We start from the raw sequence: 20,754 nt of genomic DNA on the forward strand, positions 1-20,754 counted from the left end.
CCGTGAGTTGCCTGCCCGCACCCTGCCGTCAATTCGCCAGGGCTGCAATCGCCTCGGCGCGGGCCAGCGTGGCCTTCGCCGTCTCGATGTGCAGGTTCTCGACGATGCGCCCCTCAACCACCGCCACGCCGCCGCCGGTGGCCAGCACGGCGTCATAGGCGGCGATCTGGCGGCGGGCGAGGTCGATCTCGGCCTCGGTCGGCGCGAAGGCGGCGTTGGCGATCTGCACCTGCGCCGGATGCACCAGGGTCTTGCCGTCAAAGCCCATGTCGCGGCCCTGGTGGCATTCGGCCCAAAGCCCCTCGTCATCCTTGAAGGCGTTGTAGACGCCGTCGACGATCAGCTTGCCATGCGCCTTGGCCGCCAGCAGGCACAGGCCAAGCCCGGTCTGCAGCGGCAGACGGTCGGGCCGGAAGCGGCTGTTCAGCTCTCGCGCCAGGTCGTTGGTGCCCATCACCATGCCCTTCAGCTGGGGATGCGCTGCGATCTCGGCTGCGTTCAGCATGCCGGCCGCCGATTCCATCATCGCCCAGAGGTCGGTGCCCGGCACCGCCGCCGCAACCGCGTCCAGATCGGCCGCCCGGTTCACTTTGGGCACCAGCACCGCGTCGACCCGCGCGCCACCGGCAATCGCCTTGTCCATGGCATCGGCATCGGCCCGGCCCCATTCGGAATCCAGCCCGTTGATCCGCACGATCCGCAGCCGGTTGCCATAGTCGAAATCCCGCAGCACGCGGGCCAGCAGGTCGCGCGCATGGGGCTTTTCGTCCGGCGCCACGGCATCTTCCAAGTCGAAAATGATGGCGTCGCAGGGCAGCTCGCGCGCCTTCTCCAGCGCTCGTTCCTTTGAGCCGGGGATATACAGGACCGAACGGCAGGGGCGGGGCATGGGCGAATCCTTGCAGCAATTTTCTTGCGCGTGAATGCCGTTCTTCGCCACTTTCTTCAAGCCCTGTTCTGCCGCAGCGCAGAAATTCCGGCCACGGGCGCACGCCGCGTTAACCACGCTTCAGCGGCTTTCATCCGATCCTTTGCCGATCCGGGCCTGCCGGCCCAGAAAGTCCGGCCACCAAGGAAAGGCAAACCACATGACCCGAACCACGCTTGCCCTGTCGCTGGGCTTTGGCGGCGTGATCCTGGCGACCCAGATGGTTCAGGCCCAGGCGCAATGCGGCCCCCGCGAGGCGATGGTGGCCCAACTGGCCGAACGCTATGGCGAGACGCAGCAGGCGTTGGGCCTGGCCTCGGCCGCGGTGATGGAGCTTTTCGCCAGCGCCGAGACCGGTACCTGGACACTGACACTGACCTCGCCAGACGGCACCATGTGCCTGATGGCGGCGGGGCAAGCCTTTCAGGCCAGCGATGCGCCAAAATCCGCCAAGGGCGATCCGGTCTGATCTTCGCCGGGAACCCTTTGCGGAACAGCGCGTTGTTCCGTCACAGCAACCGAAACCGTGATGGAAAGGACCTCGCGATGAGCAGTTCCAGCGACAAGATCAAAGGCATGGCCAATGAGGCCGCAGGCAACGTCAAGCAGGCCGTCGGCAAGGCCGTCGGAAACGAACAGATGCAGGTCGAGGGCGTGATCCAGGAACGCAAGGGCGAAGTCCAGCAACTGGCCGGCAAGGCGAAAGAGGCGGTGAAGAACGCCGCCGATGCGTTGAAGAAGGGCGTTGACCGCGTCTGAGCGGTCTGGTCTCCAAGGGGCGCCTGCGGGCGCCCCTTGTCTTTCCTGACGTCCAAGAACGGAATTCGCGCGAATTCCGGTCACGGTTTTCGCGCGAAAATCGGCTCCGGGGCCTGCGTCAGGCGACCAGCCCCCATCCCCCGTCCCACAGCAGCTTGAGCGAGATCGCAAGCAGCGTCCAGGTGACAAGCTGGAAGAACAGTCGCTCGGGCAGCCAGCGCACCAGCCGCACCCCTGCGAACACCGCCAGCGATGCCGGCACGAACAGCAGTGCGGCGAGCTTCAGGTTGCCCGGGCTGAGCTGCCCGAGATGCCAGTAAGGCAAGAGTTTCACCGCGTTGATCGCCGCAAAGGCAATCGTCGAGGTGCCCGCGAAGACGGCCTTCGGCATCCCCAGCGGCAGGGTGTAGACCTGCCAGGGCGGCCCGCCGGAATGGCTGACGAAACTGGTGAACCCGGTGACAAGGCCCCAGAACAGTCCCGGCCCGACCCTTGCCGGGCGGGCCATCCGCCCGGCCGTTTGCCGCACCAGCAGGCGGGACGCGAAGGCCACACCGATGCCTCCCACCAGCGCAGTCACAGCCGCTTCGGGCACCACCCGCGCCGTCGCCCAGCCCAAGGCGATTCCCACCACCGCCCCCGGCAGCACAATTGCCAGCACCCGGCGGTCGAAGACCTGTCGATAGGCCCAAAGGCCGAAGACGTCGGACACCACATAGACCGGCAGCAGCAGCCCCGCCGCCGCCACCGGCGAAATCGCCAGTGCCAGCACCGGAACAGCCAGCATGCCGATCAGCGGCAGCCCGCCCTTGCTGAGGCCGACCAGCACCGAGGCCGTTACGGCCGCCACCCAGAATGTTGCACCGTCCATGGTGCCCTCCCGGCCGTTACCGCTAACCCCTTCGGCCCTTCGCAGGAAGGCCCGAATTTCTGCATGCAATGGTATACCGCAGCCCTTTGGGGTGCTGGACAGAACCCGTGGAAGCGGCTACCCCTCGGGCCGACTCGCACGCCCACCCCCTGCAGGAGACATCAAGCCATGGCCCGACCCAAGATCGCCCTCATCGGCGCCGGCCAGATCGGTGGCACGCTCGCCCACCTCGCCGCGCTCAAGGAACTTGGCGACGTCGTTCTGTTCGACATCGCGGAAGGCACGCCCCAGGGCAAGGCGCTGGACATCGCCCAGTCCGGCCCGTCCGAGGGTTTTGACGCCGACATGACGGGCACCAACTCCTACGCCGACATCGCTGGCGCCGACGTCTGCATCGTCACCGCCGGCGTGCCGCGCAAACCGGGGATGAGCCGGGATGACCTCTTGGGCATCAACCTCAAGGTGATGAAGTCGGTGGGCGAGGGCCTCAAGGCCCATGCGCCGAACGCCTTTGTCATCTGCATCACCAACCCGCTGGATGCCATGGTCTGGGCGCTGCGCGAGTTTTCGGGCCTGCCGCACAACAAGGTGGTGGGCATGGCCGGCGTGCTGGACTCGGCCCGCTTCCGGCACTTCCTGAGCCTCGAATTCGGCGTCTCGATGAAGGACGTCACCGCCTTCGTGCTGGGCGGCCATGGCGATACCATGGTGCCGCTGACCCGCTATTCCACCGTCGCCGGCATTCCGCTGCCCGACCTGGTGGCCATGGGCTGGACCACGCAGGACCGTCTGGATGCCATCGTCCAGCGCACCCGCGACGGCGGGGCCGAAATTGTCGGCCTGCTGAAGACCGGCTCGGCCTTCTACGCACCCGCCACATCGGCCATCGAGATGGCGGAAGCCTATCTCAAGGACCAAAAGCGCCTGTTGCCCTGCGCGGCCTACGTCAAGGGCGCCTATGGGCTGGACGGCATCTATGTCGGCGTGCCGACGGTGATCGGCGCCGGCGGCGTGGAACGCATCGTCGACATCACGCTGAACCCGGCCGAACAGGCGATGCTCGACAAGTCGATCGAGGCCGTGAAGGGCCTGGTCACCGCCTGCAAGGGCATCGACGCCTCGCTGGCCTGAGCCGGCCCCGAATCCCGCACTTGAATGCGCAGCCCCCGGCTGCGCATTCTGCGTTTCAGACGGCCCTTTCCGAAAGGTGACGCCCATGAAAGCCGCCCTTGCCGCCCTGCTGCTGCTGGCCACCCCGGCCGCGGCAGAAATCGCCGTGTCGCAGTCGATCGGCCAGAACGGCATTGCCGCCACGCTGGCCACGCTGGACGCGGTCGATCAGCCGACCCCCGCCGAACGCTTTGCGCTGGGCGGGCTGCGCTTCCTGTCGGGCATTGAATCGGCGCTGCAGCTGCAATGGCGCACCGGCATGGATCAGGCGCTGGGCCAGGCGGGCGACACCACCGGCCTGCCGCTTCTGCGCCTGCCGCTGCCGCCCAACCCGTCTCCCGAGCCCTTTCAGGGCGCATTGCTGAGCCAGCTTTTCGCCGACGTCGATGCGAAGATGCAGGCCGCCCGGCAAGACCTTGCCGCCCTGCCCCAAGGCCAGGACTTCGCGCTGGAGGTTGCCTTCGCCGACCTCTGGTTCGACGTGAACGCCAACGGCGCGCGCGATGCGGGCGAAGACGCCGGCGCCATCCTGGGGCCGCAGCTGATGGGCTGGCAATGGGCCGAGCGCGACCCTGCCCTGCCGTTGCCGGTGATCCGCTTCGACACCGCCGACGCGGCCTGGCTGGCCGCCTATGCCCACCTGCTGTCGGGCATCTCCAACGTGGTGCTGGCCTATGACCCGGCCGAGGCCATCGACCGGGTGATCGCCGCCCGCATGTCGCTGAAGGTGGCGCCCCCGTCAACCGGCCCGGACTACAGCTTTGACGCCTCGTTCGGCCAGTTCATGGACACCTTCGCCATGGTCGAAGGCGCGGTCAACAAGGCCCCCGATGTGGCCCGCGCCCAGGCCGCAAAGGCGCAATTCCTGGGCATGGTCGAACAGAACCGCCGGTTCTGGACCCTTGCCGTGCAGGAGACCGACAACGACCGCGAATGGATACCGGCCGAGGGCCAGACCTCGGCCCTGGGGTTCGACCTGCCGCCGGGCACCGGGCCGCAATGGCTGGCCGTGCTGGCCGATGGCGAGGCGCTGCTGACGGGTCGGCTCTTGCTGCCCTACTGGCGCGGCCCCGGCGGTCAGGGCGTGAACTTCGGCCGGATGTTCGACGATCCCCGCCCGATCAGCGTGACCGGCTGGCTACAAGGTTGGGCCGCGGTGCCCTATATGGAACAGGGGCCGGTGGTCAGCGATGAAAACCTCCGGCGGTTTGACGAGATGATGCTTGGCAATGCCGGGCTGATGATGGTGTTCCTGAACTGACCGGCCTTGGCGCCGAACATGGGTGAGATGATGAACTACTCCAAATCCGGCGGCGCCAGCACCGCCAAGCCCGGCCCGCGGCCGAAACGGATGAACTCCAAGGGCGCCCCGCCGGCCAAGGCGGACGACAAGGCGGCGCTGCTGGCCCGGATGAAGGCCGCCTCGATGCAAAAGCCGCCCGCCAAGCCGGCCAAGCCGTCCGAGTGAGCGCCTCGCCCTACCTTGCGCCCGGCTTTTATGACCGGGCGCTGGCAGACGGCCGGCACCGCGACATCGTCGGCGGCCGCTGGTCGGAAACGGCGGCGGCGCAGATGGCGCTGCTGCTGGACGAAGGGCTGCGGCCCGAGGACCGGCTTCTGGACATCGGCTGCGGCTGCCTGCGGCTGGGCCACCGCGCCGCGGCCTACCTTGCGCCGGGGCACTACTGGGGCACCGATGCCAGCCTTGCGCTGATGCGCCGTGGCCATGAGGCGGAACTGAGCGACGAGACCCGCGCCCGCCTGCCCCCCGGCAATCTGGTCGAAGACGCCGACTTCGGCTTTCCCGGCCTGCCCGACAGCATCGACATCGCACTCGCCTTCGCCGTCTTCACCCACCTGCCGCCCGACGCCCTGCCGCGTGCGCTGGCGCAGGTTCGTGCCCGTTTCCCCCGGCTGCGGCGGATGCTGCTGACCGTCTTCCTGGCCCCCCAGGGCCACGCCGGCCCGCACCGCCAGCCCGACGGCGTGGTCACCCACCCCGACCGCCCGCCCTGGCACCGCCCGGCGGCGCAGGTGGAAGCCGAGGCCCGCGCCGCCGGTTTCACCCCCGACTGGCGCCCCCGCCGCCTGCCCCGCAGCCAGCGTCTGCTGGCCCTGACGCCGGTCTGAATGGCCGAAAAAGGGCGGGGGCCAGCCCCCGCACCCCCGGGGTATTTGAGCCAAGATGAAGGGAGCCGCTTCATCTTGGCTCAAATACCCCCGCGCTGAGCGCATTCTTCGCGGCCGCGGGGGATTCCCTACCGTCAGCAGCCTTGACCCCCGGCTTGGCCCGGCCGCATCCTTGCCGCCAAGCTGACAGGAGACTGCCGATGCGCCTTTCCGTCCTTGCTGCCGTCTTTGCCCTGCTGCCCGGGATGGGCCTGGCCGAACGGTCGCCGCTGTCGGCGGAGATTGCATCGTCCGGCATTGCCGCCACCGAGGCGCGGCTGGCCGGGCTGCCTGACCCGACGCCGCCCGATCTGTTCGCGCTGGCTGGCTTGCATTTCCTGTCCGGGGTCGAGCGCGCCCTGCAATTGCGCTGGCAGACCGGAATGCAGGCCGACTGGTCGGAACTGCCGATCCTGCGGCTGCCGATCCCGGAGAACCCCGCCGCGCGTGCCTTTACCGGCACCGATCTGGTCGATCTGCTGACCGGGCTTGCGGCCGACATGGACGCCGCCCGCGCCGCGCTTGACCGGCTGGGCCCGCGCGATTTCGCGCTGGAAATCGCCATGGCCGACCTGTGGTTCGACATCAACATGAACGCCACCCGCGATGAGGGCGAGGGCATCGGCGACGTCGCCCTGAATGCCATCGGCGGCCGCCGCGCCGCTGTCGACGTTCTGGACCCGGCGATCCGCTTCGACACCGCAGATGCGGCCTGGTTGTCGGCCTATACCCATTTCCTGTCGGCCTTCGCCAATCTGGCGCTGGCCTATGACCCCGGCCCCGCCGTCGACCGCGTCAGCGCCTCGGCCAAGGCGATGAAGGAGATGTGGGGCCCGACCCCGCCCTCGAACGCCTTTGACATGATGTTCGGCCGCCAGGTCGACCGCGTCGCCATGATCCTGATGGCCGCCGCGCAACAGCCTGACCCCGCCCTGACCCGCGCCGCCCACGGCCACCTCTTGGCGATGATCACCGAGAACCGCCGGTTCTGGGCGCTGCTGCGGTCCGAAACCGACAACGCCGGCGAATGGGTGCCGAACGACCGGCAGACCTCGGCCCTAGGCCTCTTCGTGCCCGACGGCACTGGCGACCGCTGGCTGGCCGTGCTGGACGAGGCCGAACAGATGCTGAAAGGCGACCGTCTCGCCCCACACTGGCGCTATGGCGCCGATGCCGGCATCAACGTGGCGAAGCTGTTCGAGAACCCGCCCGCGATCGACCTTGTGGCCATGGTTCAGGGCCAGGGATTCCTGTCCTATGCCGAAACCGGCACCGTCATGAGCCTGGGCGCCTGGCGCGATTTCGAACGCCTGGTCCAGGGCGATTCCATGCTTTTCGCGGTGTTCCTGAACTAGGCCGAAGGGCACCGGGGACGAATCACGTTAGCGCTCTCAGCCGGGGCTTCGGTGCCGCCGCGATTCGCTCATGTGATCACACGTTTTCCACCTGTGATCACAAACTGCATTTTCCCGGCCCGAAACCCGGCCCCGGGCGCATTTGCGTTTGTCGGGACTTGCAGTTCCGTGCCAGAACCCGGGCCAAAGCCACAGAACGACGGGACGGACCCCCATGAACATCCACGAATATCAGGCCAAGGCGCTGCTCCGCAGCTACGGGGTCCCGGTCTCGGACGGCCGCATCGTCTATCGCGCCGAAGAGGCCAAGACCGCGGCGAGCGAGTTGGACGGCCCGCTCTGGGTGGTCAAGGCGCAGATCCACGCCGGCGGCCGTGGCAAAGGGCACTTCGTGGAAGACGAGGCTGGCGAGAAGGGCGGTGTCCGGCTGGCCCGCAGCGTCTCGGAAGCGGCCGAATTCGCCCGCCAGATGCTGGGCCGCACGCTGGTCACCCTGCAGACCGGCCCGGCCGGCAAGCAGGTCAACCGCATCTACATCGAGGACGGCAGCGACATCGCGCGCGAATTCTATCTTGCGCTGCTGATCGATCGCAAATCCAGCCGCATCTCGATCGTCTGTTCCACCGAAGGCGGGATGAGCATCGAGGACGTGGCGCATGACACGCCGGAAAAGATCCTGACCATCACCGTCGACCCGGCCACGGGCCTGCAGGATTTCCACGGCCGTCGCGTGGCCTTTGCGCTGGGGCTGACCGGCCCGCAGGTCAAGCAATGCGTCGGCATCGTGCGCAACCTGTACCGGCTGTTCACCGAAAAAGACATGGACATGGTCGAGATCAACCCCTTCTGCGTGCTCAAGGACGGCACCCTGAAGCTGCTTGATGCCAAGATGGGCTTTGACGGCAACGCGCTCTATCGCCACCCCGACATCCTGTCCCTGCGCGACGAGACCGAGGAAGACCCCAAGGAACTGGCGGCAAGCAAGTTCGACCTGAACTACATCGCGCTTGAGGGCGAGATCGGCTGCATGGTCAACGGCGCCGGCCTGGCGATGGCCACCATGGACATCATCAAGCTTTACGGGGCCGAGCCCGCCAATTTCCTTGACGTCGGCGGCGGCGCCAGCAAGGAAAAGGTCACCGAGGCTTTCAAGATCATCACCAGCGACCCGAACGTGAAGGGCATCCTGGTCAACATCTTCGGCGGCATCATGCGCTGCGACATCATCGCCGAGGGCGTGATCGCCGCGGTCAGGGAAGTCGGCCTCAAGGTCCCGCTGGTGGTGCGGCTTGAAGGCACCAACGTGGACCTCGGCAAGAAGATCATCAATGAAAGCGGCCTGAACGTGATCGCGGCGGACGACCTGTCGGACGCGGCAAAGAAGATCGTCAAGGCGGTAAAGGCGTAGGAAAACGGTTCGGGCGAACATCCTGGTCCTTGCCCTGAGATGAAATGACCGGACAGACGACTGCCGCCACCAAACGGAAAGGGAAGACTCCATGCGCCTGATCCTCGTTGCCCCCACCCTGATCGCGCTTGCCGCCCTTGCGGCCTGCGGCGGCACGCCCAGCGACAGCGCCGAGGTCTGTGCCGAGCAGGCCGCCATGGCCCAGGCCGGCACCGCCGACGGCGGCCAGATCACCATCACCTGCCCGTAAGGGCCGGCGATCCCGACCAAGACCCTGCGGCGGGCCGGTCCCGCCGAAAGAAGAAATTTCTGAAGGAGGCCCCGATGGCCGTACTCGTCACCGCAAATACCAAAGTCATCTGCCAGGGCTTCACCGGGTCGCAGGGCACCTTCCATTCCGAACAGGCCATCGCCTATGGCACCCGCATGGTCGGCGGCGTCACACCCGGCAAGGGCGGCAGCGAACACCTGGGCCTGCCGGTCTTTGACAGCGTGCATGAGGCCGCCGAGAAGACCGGCGCCGATGCGACCGCGATCTACGTCCCGCCGCCCTTTGCGGCCGACAGCATCCTTGAGGCCATCGACGCCGAGATTCCGCTGATCGTCTGCATCACCGAAGGCATCCCAGTGCTGGACATGATGCGGGTGAAGCGCGCGCTGATCAATTCGAAGTCGCGCCTGATCGGGCCGAACTGCCCCGGCGTGCTGACCCCCGGCGAATGCAAGATCGGCATCATGCCGGGCAGCATCTTCTCCAAGGGCTCGGTCGGCGTCGTGTCCCGCTCTGGCACGCTGACCTACGAGGCGGTCAAGCAGACCACCGACGTCGGGCTAGGCCAGACCACCGCCGTCGGCATCGGCGGCGACCCGATCAAGGGGACCGAGCACATTGACGTGTTGGAAATGTTCCTCGCCGATCCTGCCACCACCTCGATCATCATGATCGGCGAGATCGGCGGCTCGGCGGAAGAGGAGGCGGCGGAATTCCTGGCCTCGGAAAAGAAGCGCGGCCGCTGGAAGCCCACCGCCGGCTTCATCGCCGGCCGCACCGCGCCCGAAGGCCGGCGCATGGGCCACGCCGGCGCCATCGTGGCGGGCGGCAAGGGCGATGCCGGCAGCAAGATCGAGGCGATGAAATCCGCCGGGATCGTGGTGGCCGACAGCCCCGCGGGCCTGGGCGAAGCGGTACTGAAAGCGATCAAGGGGTAGGTATGGGACCGGCGCGAGCCATACGGACCGGCTTTGCCAAGTCCTTCCAGTTCTCGGGGCGGGCTTCCCGCTCCGAATTCTGGTGGTTGGCGCTTGCCGCAGTGGTGTTGACCGGACTCGCATCGGCCTTGGACGGAATCGTGTGGCCGAGACTGACCGCACACCTCTGGCTCAACTTCGGCGATGAAACGGCGCGCATGACGGCAGGGGTAGTGGTCTCGCCATTGGCCGCCATGGCCGCGTTCGCCTGCGTGATGCCCGTTTCAGCAGCAATGATGCGCCGCCTGCATGATGCCGGATTCTCCGGTAGACTTGCGCTTGTTCCGCTGGTGGCAGTCTGCTTGGTCATTGCCGTCATAGCACTCTCTGTATTCGCATTTCCTACGACCAGGGCTTTTCAACCAATCATGATTTGCCTGCTGATCCTTGGTGCAAGCCTTCTTCTCACGGTCGTTTGGCTCAGCGCACTGTCGCAGCCCGGCCCCAACCTCTACTCCCCCCTCCCTCCGAGGTAACCCAATGACCGAACAATCCTCCACCGCCGGCTTCATCGCCGGCCGCACCGCCCCCCCCGGCCGCCGCATGGGCCATGCCGGCGCCATCGTGGCGGGCGGCAAGGGCGATGCCGGCAGCAAGATCGAGGCGATGAAATCCGCCGGGATCGTGGTGGCCGACAGCCCGGCGGGCCTGGGCGAGGCCGTGCTGCAGGCGATCAAGGGGTAGAACATGGCGCGTCTGGCAGGTGCAATCGCAGCCCTTTGCCTTGTCTCCTTCGCGGCGGCGAAGGCGCCTGCCGGCGAACGCCCGTTTTCAGCTCAAGACACCATGTCCATCTGCGTTGCGGTGGCACACCAGCCGGACACCGCAACCAGGGTTCTTGAATCGGAAGGCTGGTCTCAGGTTCCTGGCGACGCCGCCGGCACCTATCACGACGACATCGCAGTGGCCTTCATCGCGGCCCAGTATGTGTTTCCAAGACCGGTTCATGGCACAAGCGAAGGCGCCGACCTTTGGCAGGAAGCCTGGCCCGTTGCCAAAGGCTTCGCCGACCGGGTCTTGACCGATGAACATGCGACGCTCTTGCGCCACGCAGAGTCAGGGGCGGTTCTCCTCACCCTCACCGAGGGCACGAAACTGAAGACTGGCTTCTCCTGCCTGCTGGCGGTTCCCGCCACGCAGTTGCGGGGAAAGTCCTACTTTCCGAAACTCCGCGCGCCGACAGCGCCAGCGCTAAGCCTGACGACAGTCGAATTCTTCTACTCCCAAACCGTCCGCACTGGCCTCAGCGTCACCTCCGCCTCGATTGATTCCAAGGGGCTGGGCACGGACGCGAATATCCAGACCGGCATAGGTGCGGCTTTCTACAGCAACGTCTCTCATCCGAAGTGGGCTCTGGAACCATGATAAGAACAGCTGACCGACAAGGCCGATTCTTCAGAAAAAACATGTATCTGCGGCGAATGCGAGGGTTTCCGGCCAGCCTTGCCGCGCCCGCACGCCTTGTCCAAGACAGCGGTCCCACCCTGCTTGAGGTAACCCCATGACCGAACAGATCCCGACCAGCCAGTTCCACGCCTCAAGCTTCCTGCAGGGCGCGAACGCCGACTACGTTGACCAGCTGCACGCCCGCTATGCGGCCGACCCCAACAGCGTCGATGCGCAATGGGCTGAATTCTTCCGGGCGCTTGGCGACAGCGACATCGACGCCAAGCGCGCCGCCGCCGGGCCGTCCTGGGCGCGCACCGACTGGCCGCCCAGCCCGCAAGACGACCTGACCGCGGCGATGACCGGCGAATGGCCGGCCCCGCCGCCACCCAAGGACAGCAAGGCCGCCGCGCAGAAGATCGCCGCCAAGGCCGCCGAACAGGGCGTCAACCTGACCGAAAGCCAGTTGCAGCGCGCCGTGGTCGACAGCATCCGCGCGCTGATGATCATCCGCGCCTACCGCATCCGCGGCCATCTGGTGGCCGACCTTGACCCGCTGGGGATGCGCGACCAGACCCCGCACCCGGAACTGGACCCTGCCTCCTATGGCTTTGCCGAAGCCGACATGGACCGGCCGATCTTCATCGACAACGTGTTGGGCCTGACGCATGCCTCGATGCGCCAGATCATGGATCTGGTGAAGCGCACCTACTGCGGCACCTTTGCGCTGCAATACATGCACATCTCGGACCCCGAGCAGGCCGGCTGGCTGAAGGAGCGGATCGAAGGCTACGGCAAGGAGATCCACTTCACCCGCGAAGGCCGCCGCGCCATCCTGAACAAGCTGGTCGAGGCGGAGGGTTTCGAGAAGTTCTGCCACGTCAAATACACCGGCACCAAGCGTTTTGGCCTGGATGGCGGCGAGGCGCTGATTCCCGCGATGGAAGCGATCATGAAGCGCGGTGGGCAATTGGGCCTGCGCGAGATCGCCATCGGCATGCCGCACCGCGGTCGGCTGAACATCCTCGCCACCGTGCTGCAGAAGCCATACAAGGCGATCTTCCATGAATTCCACGGCGGCAGCTACAAGCCGGACGACGTGGAAGGCTCGGGCGACGTCAAGTATCACCTGGGCGCCTCGTCGGACCGCACTTTCGACGGCAACACCGTTCACCTGTCGATGACCGCAAACCCCAGCCACCTTGAGGCGGTGAACCCTGTCGTGCTGGGCAAGGTGCGCGCCAAGCAGGACCAGAACGGCGACCCGCCGGACGAACGGATCAGCGTGCTGCCGCTTCTTCTGCACGGCGACGCGGCCTTTGCCGGCCAGGGCGTGGTGGCCGAGTGCTTCCAGCTTTCGGGCATCAAGGGCCACCGCACCGGCGGCACTATCCACATCGTGGTGAACAACCAGATCGGCTTTACCACGGCGCCGCACTTCTCGCGCACCTCGCCCTACCCCACCGACATCGCGCTGATGGTCGAAGCGCCGATCTTCCACGTCAACGGCGATGACCCTGAGGCCGTGGTCCACGCCGCCAAGGTGGCGATCGAGTTCCGGCAGAAGTTCCACAAGGACGTCGTCATCGACATGTTCTGCTACCGCCGCTTTGGTCACAACGAAGGCGACGAGCCGATGTTCACCAACCCGGCGATGTACAACCGGATCAAGCGTCACAAGACCACGCTGCAGCTGTACACCGAACGCCTGGTCGCCGACGGCCTGATCCCGGAAGGCGAGATCGAGGACATGAAGGCCGCCTTTCAGGCCCGCCTGAACGAGGAATTCGAGGCCGGGCGGAATTTCAAGCCGAACAAGGCCGACTGGCTGGACGGCCGCTGGAAGAACATGCAGCCGAAGGACCTTGAGACCTACCAGCGTGGCGAGACCTATCTTCCGCCCGAAGTGCTGGAGGAGGTTGCATCCGCGCTGACCCGGGTGCCCGCAGGCTTCGAGTTGCACAAGACCGTGGTCCGCCAGCTTGAGGCCAAGAAGGAAATGTTCGCAACCGGCCGCGGCATCGACTGGGCCACCGCCGAGGCGCTGGCCTTCGGCAGCCTTCAGATCGAGGGCTTTCCCGTCCGCCTGGCCGGCCAGGACTGCACCCGAGGCACCTTCAGCCAGCGCCATTCCGGCTGGATCGACCAGGCGACCGAGGAACGCTACTACCCGCTGAACCACATCCGCGCCGGCCAGGCCCGGTATGAGGTGATCGACTCTGCCCTGTCGGAATACGCCGTGCTCGGCTTCGAATACGGCTATTCGCTCAGCGAACCCAATGCTCTGACGCTTTGGGAAGCGCAGTTCGGCGACTTCGCCAACGGCGCGCAGATCATGTTCGACCAGTTCATCAACGCGTCGGAATCGAAATGGCTGCGGATGTCGGGACTTGTGGTCCTGCTGCCGCACGGCATGGAAGGCCAGGGGCCGGAACACTCATCCGCCCGCCTGGAACGCTTCCTGCAGCTTTCGGCCGAGGAAAACTGGATCGTCGCCAACTGCACCACGCCGGCGAACTACTTCCACGCGCTGCGCCGCCAGCTGCACCGCGATTTCCGCAAGCCGCTGATCCTGATGACACCCAAGTCGCTGTTGCGCCATCCGCTCTGCGTCTCGGACACGCAGGATCTTCTCGCCCCGTCGTCGTTCCACCGCGTGCTCTGGGACGATGCGCAGAAGGGCCACTCCGCGCAGAAGCTGCAGCCCGACGCCAAGATCCGCCGTGTCGTCCTGTGCTCGGGCAAGGTCTACTACGACCTTCTGGCCGAACGCGATGCGCGGGGCATCGACGACATCTACCTTCTCCGCGTCGAACAGCTTTACCCGGTGCCGACGATCTCGCTTACGGCCGAACTGTCACGCTTCCCCAAGGCCGATTTCGTCTGGTGCCAGGAAGAGCCACGGAACCAGGGCGCCTGGAGCTTCATCGAGCCGGAACTGGAAACCCTGCTGACCAAGGTCCGCAGCAAGACCACCCGGGCGAAATACGTCGGCCGTGTCGCCGCAGCGGCCCCCGCCACCGGCCTTGCCAGCCGCCACAAGGCCGAACAGACGACACTCGTCAACGCCGCGCTGACGATCTGAGCTTCACACCCCGCGCCCGGTCGTGGCGCGGGGGCACCGAAATGGCGCCGCGATGGGCGCGGGAGAAAGACGAAATGACTGACGTGATGGTACCCGCCCTTGGGGAATCCGTGTCCGAGGCCACCGTGTCCACCTGGTTCAAGAAGCCGGGCGACGCCGTGAAGCAGGACGAGATGCTGTGCGAGTTGGAAACCGACAAGGTTTCGGTCGAGGTCCCCTCGCCCGTCACCGGCGTTCTGGCCGAGATCATCGCGCCCGAGGGCACGACGGTCGCCGCCAACGCCCGGCTGGCGATCGTCAGCGAAGGCGGCGCCGCCGCCGCGCCCACGCCCGCGCCGGCCGCCAAGGCCGATCCGCAGGCGAAAGCCGCCGCCCAGGTCGGCTCTCCGGGGGCCGGCCCCGAGCAGGTGACGCCCCGCCCCGAGGTCGCCGCCAGCCCCTCGGCCCGCAAGGCCATGGCCGAAGCCGGCCTGACCCCCGAACAGGTGCAGGCCACCGGCCGTGACGGGCGGGTGATGAAGGAAGACGTCGCCCGCACGGTGGCCGGCGCCCCAGGCGCCGCCGCCGCCGCCTCTGCCCCGGCACCCTCGCCCGCCGCCATTCCCCGCGCCCCGGTCCCGGCCGAGGACGCTGCCCGCGAGGAACGGGTCAAGATGACCCGCCTGCGCCAGACCATCGCGCGCCGCCTGAAAGACGCCCAGAACTCCGCCGCCATGCTGACGACCTACAACGAGGTCGACATGTCCGGCATCATGGAGCTGCGCAACACCTACAAGGACAGCTTCGAGAAGAAGCACGGGGTCAAGCTCGGCTTCATGGCCTTCTTCGTGAAGGCCTGCTGCCATGCCCTGAAAGAGGTGCCCGAGGTCAACGCCGAGATCGACGGCACCGACGTCGTCTACAAGAACTATGTCCACATGGGCGTCGCCGTCGGCACGCCCACCGGCCTTGTGGTGCCGGTGGTGCGCGACGCCGACCAGATGGGCTTTGCCGCCATCGAAAAGAAGATCGCCGAACTGGGCCTGCGCGCCCGCGACGGCAAGCTGTCGATGGCCGAGATGCAGGGCGGCAGCTTCACCATCTCGAACGGCGGCGTCTACGGCAGCCTGATGTCCTCGCCCATCCTCAACCCCCCGCAATCCGGCATCCTCGGCATGCACAAGATCCAGGACCGCCCGGTGGTGGTCGGTGGCCAGATCGTCATCCGCCCGATGATGTATCTGGCGCTGAGCTACGACCACCGCATCGTCGACGGCAAAGGCGCCGTGACCTTCCTCGTCCGGGTGAAAGAGGCGCTGGAAGACCCCCGCCGCCTGCTGATGGACCTGTAAGCGGGCAACGTAGGATGGGCAATCTTGCCCATCCTGCGGGCGATGGCGCGCAGCGAACACCTGTCTCCAATCCCTAGGCCCCCCATGACCCGTCCCCACGTCCCCCTCGCCCTGATCGGCATCGTTTGCGGCCTTCCCGCCGTCGCCCAGGACCGCGCCGCCGCCTACGGCCAGGTCCTTGACCGGGCGATGACGGAATTCCGCGTCTTCCTCACCTGCACCGCGCTGGAGCCAAGCGCCCAGGCCTCTGTCCGCGACATCTGGAAGAAGCAGGTCACCGAGACGCTGGCCGTTCTGGCGAACAACGGCGTCTCGCCGCCCAACCTGGTGGCCTTCACCGCCAGCGCCCTGCCGGGAAGCCTGACGCTGCCACCCGACACGCCCTTCTCCGAAGTCATCGCCTTCTGCGCCGAAGACCCCGACTGGATGCAGCGTCTGGTCCGGCTGGAGTTCACCCGCCTGCCCCAGGCCCTTGCCAAAGCCGCGCCATGACCGGCGCCCCGGTCGCCCTCTTGGCCTGCATGCGCAACGAGGGGGTCTTCCTTCTCGAATGGCTGGCCTATCACCGGGTGATCGGCTTCGATCCGGTGCTGGTGGCGACGAACGACTGCACCGACGGATCAGACGCCCTGCTGGACCGGCTAGCGGCCGCGGGCGCGGTGGTGCATCTGGCCAACCCCACACCCCCGGGCGAGGCGCCACAGGATCACGGCATGCGGCGCGCGCTGGCCTGGCTGTCCGACAGCCCGGCCGAGTGGCTGGCGCATCTCGACAGCGACGAATTCCTCAACGTCGCCCATGGCGCGGGCCGGGTGCAGGACCTGCTGGCCCTGGCTGGCGCGGCGCATGTGATCGCCCTGCCCTGGCGGGCCTTCGGCGACAGCGGCCTGACCGACTGGCCGGGCGAGACGCTGCCCGCCTTCACCGCCTGCGAGGCCGCGCCCGGCCCCGAGACGACCAAGTTCAAGTCGCTGTTCCGCTTCCGTGCCTTTGCCCATTGCTCGGACCACATGCCGACCCGGCCGCGGATTGCCGCGCCGCGGGTGGTGAGCAGCGCCGGGGAACCGCTGGACGGCGCGGTGCTGCTGGGCCCGCCGCGGGCCAGGTATCGCCCGCTTGACCGCGCCTTGGCGCCGGGGGCCTGCGTGAACCACTATGCCGTCCGCTCTCGAGATACCTTCCTGATGAAGAACGACCGCGGCGATGGCCAGGGCAAGACCAGCGACAAGTATCACCTGAACGGCCGCTGGCACCGCATGGCCAACCGCAACGAGGCACAGGACCGATCGATCCTGCGGCATTGGCCGGCGACCCGGGCCGAGATCGACCGCCTGCGCGCCCTGCCCGGCGTGGCCGAGGCCGAGACCGACTGCCTGGCCGACTTTGCCGCCCGCAAGGCGCGGCTGCTGATCCCCGCCACCCTTCGCGCCTGGACCAAGGGAGCTGCTGCATGACCCCCGAACTGACCGCCCTTGCCCTGTGCGGCCTGTTGCAGGCCGTGCAATTCCTGCTGTTCGCCGTGCCCGCGAACCTGGAACTGGGCACCCGCTACACCGCCGGCCCACGCGACAAGCCGCCCGAGCATGGCCTGTCCACCCTGACCGGCCGGCTGCAGCGGGCGATGAACAACCACTTCGAGGGGCTGATCCTGTTCACCCTTGCCGTGGTCGTGGTCACCGTCGGCGGCCAGTCGTCAGCCGTGACGCAAGCCGCCGCCTGGGCCTTCCTGGGCGCGCGTGTTCTCTACATCCCGGCCTACGCCCTTGGCTGGCGCCCCTGGCGCTCGGTCATCTGGAGCGTCGGCTTCTTCGCCACCCTCCTGATGCTGGCGGCCGCTCTCATCTGACGTCTGGCGCAAAGCCATACGTCTGCCATACGTAAACCATACGCGGCGCCGACGCGCCGAACCCGAAAGGACCCGACCCATGGCTGACTTCGACGTGATCGTGATCGGCGCCGGCCCCGGCGGCTATGTCTGCGCCATCCGCGCCGCGCAGCTGGGCCTCAAGGTCGCCGTGGTCGAGGGGCGCGAGACGTTGGGTGGCACCTGCCTGAACGTCGGCTGCATCCCCTCGAAGGCGATGCTGCACGCCACGCATGCCCTGCACGACGCCCAGGAAAACTTCGAGAAGATGGGCCTGATGGGGGCCAAGCCCAAGGTCGATTGGGACCGCATGCTGCGCTACAAGGACGATGTGGTGACAACCAACACCAAGGGCGTCGAATTCCTGTTCAAGAAGAACAAGGTGACCTGGCTGAAAGGTTGGGGCAACATCCCCGAACCCGGCAAGGTCAAGGTCGGCGACGAGGTGCACGAGGCAAAGCACATCGTGATTGCAACGGGGTCCGAGGCATCGGTCCTTCCCGGCATCACCCTGGACGAAGAGGTGATCGTGACCTCGACCGGCGCCCTTTCCCTGCCGAAGATCCCGAAAAGCATGGTGGTCATCGGCGCCGGGGTGATCGGGCTGGAGATGGGCAGCGTCTATGCCAGGCTGGGGGCCGAGGTGACGGTGGTGGAATACCTCGACGCCATCACGCCCGGCATGGATGCCGAGGTCGCCAAGGCCTTCCAGCGCATCCTGCAGAAGCAGGGCCTCAAGTTCATCCTGGGCGCCGCCGTGCAGGTTGTCGAGAAGACAAAGAAGGGCGCCAAGGTGGCCTGGAAGCTGCGCAAGGACGACAGCCCCGGCGAGATCGAAGCCGATGTCGTGCTGGTCGCGACGGGCCGCAAACCCTATACCGCCGGACTGGGGCTTGCAGGCCTTGGGGTCGAGATGGGGCCGCGCGGCACGATCCTGACCGACGGGCAGTATCGCACCAATATCAGCGGCTTGTATGCCATCGGCGACGCCATCGCCGGGCCGATGCTGGCGCACAAGGCCGAGGATGAAGGCATGGCCCTGGCCGAGATCATGGCCGGCAAGTATGGCCATGTGAACTATGGCGTGATCCCCGGCGTGGTCTACACCACGCCCGAGGTGGCCACCGTGGGCCTGACCGAGGAACAGCTCAAGGACCAGGGCCGCGCCTACAAGGTGGGCAAGTTCAACTTCATGGCCAACGGCCGCGCCAAGGCGGTGTTCCAGGGCGACGGCTTCGTCAAGATGCTGGCGGACAAGGAAACCGACCGTATCCTCGGCTGCCACATCATCGGCCCTGGCGCCGGCGACCTGATCCATGAGATCTGCGTGGCGATGGAATTCGGCGCCAGCGCACAAGATATCGCGCTGACCTGCCACGCCCACCCCACCTATAGCGAGGCCGTGCGCGAAGCCGCCCTTGCCTGCGGCGACGGCCCGATCCACGCCTGACGGGCAGTCTTCTGCGGGCCCCTCAGGCCCGCAGAAGACCCTAGTGCGCCGGACGAATGAAGGTGCCGTTGCGCAACTCGGCGAAGGCTTGGCGCAACTCGGCCTCTGTGTTCATCACGATCGGCCCGGCCCAGGCCACCGGCTCTTCAATCGGGGCGCCGCTGATCAGAAGAAAGCGCACGCCCTGCGGCCCCGCGGTCACCGTGACCGTATCGCCGGCGCCGAAGCGCACCAGCGTGCGGTTGCCCGACAGGTCGCGGATGTTGACCTCACGCCCTGCCACTTCCTTTTCCAGCAGCACGCCCTCGGGCGCGGCGGCATCGGCGAAACGGGCAGCGCCGTCAAAGACATAGGCAAAGGCACGGCGGCGGGTGTCGATGCGGAATTCCTTGCGGCGGCCGGGGGGCACCGAGATATCCAGATACTGCGGATCGGCGGCAATGCCGTCGACCGGGCTTTTCACCCCGCGCCAGTCGCCGATCACCACCCGGATCGTGGTGCCGTCATCCTCATGCCGCTCGGGCAGTTCGACTGCAGAAATGTCCTGATAGCGTGGCGCGGTCATCTTCAGGGCCTTGGGCAGGTTTCCCCAAAGCTGGAAGCCGTGCATCCGGCCCTGCCCGTCACCCTTGGGCATCTCCTGGTGCAGGATGCCGCGCCCGGCGGTCATCAGTTGCAGCGAGCCCGGCCCCAGAACGCCCCGGTTACCCAGCGAATCGCCATGTTCCACGGTGCCGGCCAGCACATAGGTGATGGTCTCGATGCCGCGGTGCGGATGCCACGGGAACCCGGCCGAATAGTCGCGCGGATGGTCTCCACGGAAATCGTCGAACAGCAGGAAGGGATCGGCTTCGGTCGGGTCCTGAAAGCCGAAGGCGCGGTGCAGGTGGACGCCGGCACCCTCGATATGCGGCTGGGCGCGGCGGGCTTCCAGAACGGGGCGGATCGACATGGCCGGTCTCCTTGAAAGGCAAATCTTGCAGCCAAGATGGGGCGAAAGGGGCGCCCGACCAAGGCGCAAATGCACATGCTGATTGTGCATGGATGCAGAGGCTCACCCCGCCAGATGCCGCAACCCCTGGGTCACGTCGGTCCGGACCGCAAGCCGCAGGCCAGGCTCATCGCCCGCCCGCAGCGCAGCCAGGATCATCCGGTGGTGCGTCGGCGGCTCGCGCCGGTTCAGCCTTGCGTAGACCGCGCGCATGGTGGGACCAAGCTGCAGCCAGACCGTCTCGGTCAGGGCCAGCATCGCCGGGGTCTGGGCGCGCAGATACAGCGCGCGGTGAAACTCAAGGTTGGTGCGCACATAGGCCACCGCGTCTTGCCGCAGCGCGGCCTCGGTGTTCTGCGCGTTGATCGCGGTCAGGCGCTCGATCAGCGCGAAGTGTGCCCGCGGCAGCGCACGTGCGGCCATCTCGGGTTCCAGCATCGCCCGCACAGCGGCCAGTTCTTCAACCCGCTCGGGCGAGAGCTCGGGCGTGGACAGACGGCCGGACGACGACATCGTCAGCGCCCCTTCGGCCACCAGCCGCCGCGCCGCCTCGCGTGCGGGTGTCATCGAGACGCCGAACTGCCGGGCGATCCCGCGCAGCGTCAGCGCCACGCCCGGCGCCAGCTCGCCATGCATCACCTGCTGGCGCAACGTGCGATACAGCCGCTCATGCGCAGCGGCATCCGGGGCCGGGGGGCGGGTCGGCAAGGCCATGCCGTACAGGGAAGCAAAGCCCCGC

Annotated in this window: 22 protein-coding genes and 1 pseudogene; 19 read left to right on the top strand and 4 right to left on the bottom strand. The window is 67.1% G+C overall.

The features are described 5' to 3' along the window. Positions 1-28: 28 nt before the first annotated feature. Positions 29-889: an HpcH/HpaI aldolase/citrate lyase family protein gene (locus LHP98_RS10275; RefSeq protein WP_227252444.1), complete on the bottom strand. Its 861-nt coding sequence runs from the start codon at positions 887-889 to the stop codon at positions 29-31. 199 nt (positions 890-1,088) lie between these two features. Here LHP98_RS10275 and LHP98_RS10280 point away from each other — a divergent pair, with 199 nt between their 5' ends. Both LHP98_RS10280 and LHP98_RS10285 read left to right on the top strand, forming a co-directional pair. Beyond that, on the top strand, positions 1,089-1,397 hold the full coding sequence (locus LHP98_RS10280) for a hypothetical protein (protein ID WP_227252445.1): 309 nt from the start codon (positions 1,089-1,091) through the stop codon (positions 1,395-1,397). Between the two features lie 77 nt (positions 1,398-1,474). Next, complete coding sequence (locus tag LHP98_RS10285) at positions 1,475-1,687, top strand: CsbD family protein (RefSeq protein WP_227252446.1); 213 nt, start codon at positions 1,475-1,477, stop codon at positions 1,685-1,687. Between the two features lie 118 nt (positions 1,688-1,805). Here LHP98_RS10285 and LHP98_RS10290 read toward each other — a convergent pair whose 3' ends face one another. Next, positions 1,806-2,558 (bottom strand): sulfite exporter TauE/SafE family protein, encoded by a 753-nt coding sequence (locus LHP98_RS10290; RefSeq protein ID WP_227252447.1) that lies wholly within the window; start codon positions 2,556-2,558, stop codon positions 1,806-1,808. Positions 2,559-2,726: 168 nt separating this feature from the next. Between LHP98_RS10290 and mdh the strand changes: the two genes are divergently transcribed. From mdh to lpdA, 17 genes and pseudogenes are all read left to right on the top strand, one after another. Continuing rightward, on the top strand, positions 2,727-3,689 hold the full coding sequence (mdh, locus tag LHP98_RS10295) for a malate dehydrogenase (RefSeq protein WP_227252448.1): 963 nt from the start codon (positions 2,727-2,729) through the stop codon (positions 3,687-3,689). Positions 3,690-3,774: 85 nt separating this feature from the next. Then, on the top strand, positions 3,775-4,989 hold the full coding sequence (locus tag LHP98_RS10300; protein ID WP_227252449.1) for a hypothetical protein: 1,215 nt from the start codon (positions 3,775-3,777) through the stop codon (positions 4,987-4,989). Between the two features lie 18 nt (positions 4,990-5,007). After that, positions 5,008-5,196, top strand: coding sequence for a hypothetical protein (locus LHP98_RS10305; protein ID WP_227252450.1), 189 nt, complete (start codon positions 5,008-5,010; stop codon positions 5,194-5,196). After that, positions 5,193-5,858: a class I SAM-dependent methyltransferase gene (locus LHP98_RS10310; RefSeq protein ID WP_227252451.1), complete on the top strand. Its 666-nt coding sequence runs from the start codon at positions 5,193-5,195 to the stop codon at positions 5,856-5,858. Before LHP98_RS10305 ends, LHP98_RS10310 begins: the two co-directional genes overlap by 4 nt. 200 nt (positions 5,859-6,058) lie before the next feature. Next, positions 6,059-7,252, top strand: a complete 1,194-nt coding sequence (locus LHP98_RS10315) for a hypothetical protein (RefSeq protein WP_227252452.1) — start codon at positions 6,059-6,061, stop codon at positions 7,250-7,252. A 214-nt stretch (positions 7,253-7,466) separates the two neighbouring features. Continuing rightward, a complete protein-coding gene (sucC, locus tag LHP98_RS10320; RefSeq protein ID WP_227252453.1) occupies positions 7,467-8,660 on the top strand; it encodes an ADP-forming succinate--CoA ligase subunit beta in 1,194 nt (397 codons plus the stop codon). A gap of 91 nt (positions 8,661-8,751) precedes the next feature. Further along, entirely contained in the window at positions 8,752-8,910 is a 159-nt protein-coding gene (locus tag LHP98_RS10325) for a hypothetical protein (protein ID WP_227252454.1), read from the top strand. A 74-nt stretch (positions 8,911-8,984) separates the two neighbouring features. Beyond that, positions 8,985-9,869 carry a succinate--CoA ligase subunit alpha gene (gene sucD, locus LHP98_RS10330; protein ID WP_227252455.1) on the top strand — a complete coding sequence of 295 codons (885 nt, stop codon included), beginning with the start codon at positions 8,985-8,987 and terminating at the stop codon, positions 9,867-9,869. A gap of 2 nt (positions 9,870-9,871) precedes the next feature. Then, on the top strand, positions 9,872-10,384 hold the full coding sequence (locus LHP98_RS19700) for a DUF805 domain-containing protein (protein WP_227252456.1): 513 nt from the start codon (positions 9,872-9,874) through the stop codon (positions 10,382-10,384). Between the two features lie 22 nt (positions 10,385-10,406). Next, positions 10,407-10,592 (top strand): annotated as a pseudogene (locus LHP98_RS10340) (succinate--CoA ligase subunit alpha); the annotation flags it as partial. A 3-nt stretch (positions 10,593-10,595) separates the two neighbouring features. Next, a complete protein-coding gene (locus LHP98_RS10345) occupies positions 10,596-11,273 on the top strand; it encodes a hypothetical protein (protein WP_227252457.1) in 678 nt (225 codons plus the stop codon). Positions 11,274-11,409: 136 nt separating this feature from the next. Further along, complete coding sequence (locus LHP98_RS10350) at positions 11,410-14,379, top strand: 2-oxoglutarate dehydrogenase E1 component (RefSeq protein ID WP_227252458.1); 2,970 nt, start codon at positions 11,410-11,412, stop codon at positions 14,377-14,379. Between the two features lie 74 nt (positions 14,380-14,453). Then, positions 14,454-15,710 carry a 2-oxoglutarate dehydrogenase complex dihydrolipoyllysine-residue succinyltransferase gene (gene odhB, locus LHP98_RS10355; protein ID WP_227252459.1) on the top strand — a complete coding sequence of 419 codons (1,257 nt, stop codon included), beginning with the start codon at positions 14,454-14,456 and terminating at the stop codon, positions 15,708-15,710. Between the two features lie 84 nt (positions 15,711-15,794). Beyond that, positions 15,795-16,202 carry a hypothetical protein gene (locus LHP98_RS10360; RefSeq protein WP_227252460.1) on the top strand — a complete coding sequence of 136 codons (408 nt, stop codon included), beginning with the start codon at positions 15,795-15,797 and terminating at the stop codon, positions 16,200-16,202. Next, complete coding sequence (locus LHP98_RS10365) at positions 16,199-17,164, top strand: glycosyltransferase family 2 protein (RefSeq protein WP_227252461.1); 966 nt, start codon at positions 16,199-16,201, stop codon at positions 17,162-17,164. Before LHP98_RS10360 ends, LHP98_RS10365 begins: the two co-directional genes overlap by 4 nt. Continuing rightward, on the top strand, positions 17,161-17,556 hold the full coding sequence (locus LHP98_RS10370; RefSeq protein ID WP_227252462.1) for an MAPEG family protein: 396 nt from the start codon (positions 17,161-17,163) through the stop codon (positions 17,554-17,556). The genes LHP98_RS10365 and LHP98_RS10370 overlap by 4 nt, the downstream gene beginning before the upstream one ends. 79 nt (positions 17,557-17,635) lie before the next feature. Continuing rightward, positions 17,636-19,024, top strand: a complete 1,389-nt coding sequence (lpdA, locus tag LHP98_RS10375; RefSeq protein WP_227252463.1) for a dihydrolipoyl dehydrogenase — start codon at positions 17,636-17,638, stop codon at positions 19,022-19,024. 40 nt (positions 19,025-19,064) lie between these two features. Here the strand turns inward: lpdA and LHP98_RS10380 are convergent, their stop codons facing one another. Next, positions 19,065-19,976, bottom strand: a complete 912-nt coding sequence (locus tag LHP98_RS10380) for a pirin family protein (protein WP_227252464.1) — start codon at positions 19,974-19,976, stop codon at positions 19,065-19,067. A gap of 102 nt (positions 19,977-20,078) precedes the next feature. Continuing rightward, positions 20,079-20,729, bottom strand: coding sequence for a GntR family transcriptional regulator (locus tag LHP98_RS10385; protein ID WP_227252465.1), 651 nt, complete (start codon positions 20,727-20,729; stop codon positions 20,079-20,081). Between the last annotated feature and the right edge of the window lie 25 nt (positions 20,730-20,754).

Source organism: Rhodobacter sp. Har01 (genome assembly GCF_020564565.1).
GTDB lineage: Bacteria > Pseudomonadota > Alphaproteobacteria > Rhodobacterales > Rhodobacteraceae > Pseudogemmobacter.

Coding starts and splice junctions, on each gene's coding strand:
- lpdA (WP_227252463.1), top strand. CDS start 17,636: ATGGCTGACTTCGACGTGATCGTGATCGGCGCCGGCCCCGGCGGCTAT.
- LHP98_RS10305 (WP_227252450.1), top strand. CDS start 5,008: ATGGGTGAGATGATGAACTACTCCAAATCCGGCGGCGCCAGCACCGCC.
- LHP98_RS10370 (WP_227252462.1), top strand. CDS start 17,161: ATGACCCCCGAACTGACCGCCCTTGCCCTGTGCGGCCTGTTGCAGGCC.
- LHP98_RS10290 (WP_227252447.1), bottom strand. CDS start 2,558: ATGGACGGTGCAACATTCTGGGTGGCGGCCGTAACGGCCTCGGTGCTG.
- sucD (WP_227252455.1), top strand. CDS start 8,985: ATGGCCGTACTCGTCACCGCAAATACCAAAGTCATCTGCCAGGGCTTC.
- LHP98_RS10345 (WP_227252457.1), top strand. CDS start 10,596: ATGGCGCGTCTGGCAGGTGCAATCGCAGCCCTTTGCCTTGTCTCCTTC.
- LHP98_RS10385 (WP_227252465.1), bottom strand. CDS start 20,729: ATGGCCTTGCCGACCCGCCCCCCGGCCCCGGATGCCGCTGCGCATGAG.
- LHP98_RS10325 (WP_227252454.1), top strand. CDS start 8,752: ATGCGCCTGATCCTCGTTGCCCCCACCCTGATCGCGCTTGCCGCCCTT.
- LHP98_RS10380 (WP_227252464.1), bottom strand. CDS start 19,976: ATGTCGATCCGCCCCGTTCTGGAAGCCCGCCGCGCCCAGCCGCATATC.
- LHP98_RS10365 (WP_227252461.1), top strand. CDS start 16,199: ATGACCGGCGCCCCGGTCGCCCTCTTGGCCTGCATGCGCAACGAGGGG.
- LHP98_RS10300 (WP_227252449.1), top strand. CDS start 3,775: ATGAAAGCCGCCCTTGCCGCCCTGCTGCTGCTGGCCACCCCGGCCGCG.
- LHP98_RS19700 (WP_227252456.1), top strand. CDS start 9,872: ATGGGACCGGCGCGAGCCATACGGACCGGCTTTGCCAAGTCCTTCCAG.
- LHP98_RS10360 (WP_227252460.1), top strand. CDS start 15,795: ATGACCCGTCCCCACGTCCCCCTCGCCCTGATCGGCATCGTTTGCGGC.
- sucC (WP_227252453.1), top strand. CDS start 7,467: ATGAACATCCACGAATATCAGGCCAAGGCGCTGCTCCGCAGCTACGGG.
- LHP98_RS10315 (WP_227252452.1), top strand. CDS start 6,059: ATGCGCCTTTCCGTCCTTGCTGCCGTCTTTGCCCTGCTGCCCGGGATG.
- odhB (WP_227252459.1), top strand. CDS start 14,454: ATGACTGACGTGATGGTACCCGCCCTTGGGGAATCCGTGTCCGAGGCC.
- LHP98_RS10285 (WP_227252446.1), top strand. CDS start 1,475: ATGAGCAGTTCCAGCGACAAGATCAAAGGCATGGCCAATGAGGCCGCA.
- LHP98_RS10275 (WP_227252444.1), bottom strand. CDS start 889: ATGCCCCGCCCCTGCCGTTCGGTCCTGTATATCCCCGGCTCAAAGGAA.
- LHP98_RS10350 (WP_227252458.1), top strand. CDS start 11,410: ATGACCGAACAGATCCCGACCAGCCAGTTCCACGCCTCAAGCTTCCTG.
- LHP98_RS10280 (WP_227252445.1), top strand. CDS start 1,089: ATGACCCGAACCACGCTTGCCCTGTCGCTGGGCTTTGGCGGCGTGATC.
- mdh (WP_227252448.1), top strand. CDS start 2,727: ATGGCCCGACCCAAGATCGCCCTCATCGGCGCCGGCCAGATCGGTGGC.